Annotated in this window: 1 pseudogene; it reads left to right on the top strand. The window is 77.3% G+C overall.

Features of this window, described 5'->3' with window-relative positions:
- Window positions 1-471 (top strand): annotated as a pseudogene (locus G3I65_RS53335) (alpha/beta hydrolase); the annotation flags it as partial.

Raw genomic sequence — 471 nt, 5'->3', positions numbered from 1 at the left:
AGCGCGGCGACCGCGGGCGTCGACTACCGGGCGCTGCTGGCGGGCAGCAGCCACGCCCGCCAGGTCCGCGCCCTGTACCGGACCGCCGGGCTCGACCTCGACGCCGACCTGGCCGCGCTGACCCGTGACGCGGACATCCGGCCGGACGCGCGGGCGATCGGCACCCTCGCGCGCACGTCGATGGCGACCGGCCGGCTGCGCGTCCCGGTGCTGAACATCCACACCACGTTCGACCAGCTCGTGCCGGTCGAACAGGAGGACTGGTACGCCGGGCAGGTCCACCGGGCCGGGCGCGGGCCGCTGCTGCGCCAGGCGTACGTCGGGACGACGGGCCACTGCGCGTTCCGGCCGTCGGAAAGCATCGCGGCGTTGCGGGCGCTGGAGTCCCGCGTCGAGTCCGGGCGCTGGGACGACGTCGCGGAGCCGGCGCGCCTGAACGAAGCCGCCGCCGCGCTGGGGGAGGCGGGCCGG

The sequence above is a fragment of the Amycolatopsis sp. SID8362 genome, from assembly GCF_010550475.1.
GTDB classification, from domain to species: Bacteria; Actinomycetota; Actinomycetes; order Mycobacteriales; family Pseudonocardiaceae; genus Amycolatopsis; species Amycolatopsis eburnea.
Note: the sequence above shows the minus strand (reverse complement) of the source record. Positions and strands in the feature narration are given on the sequence as shown.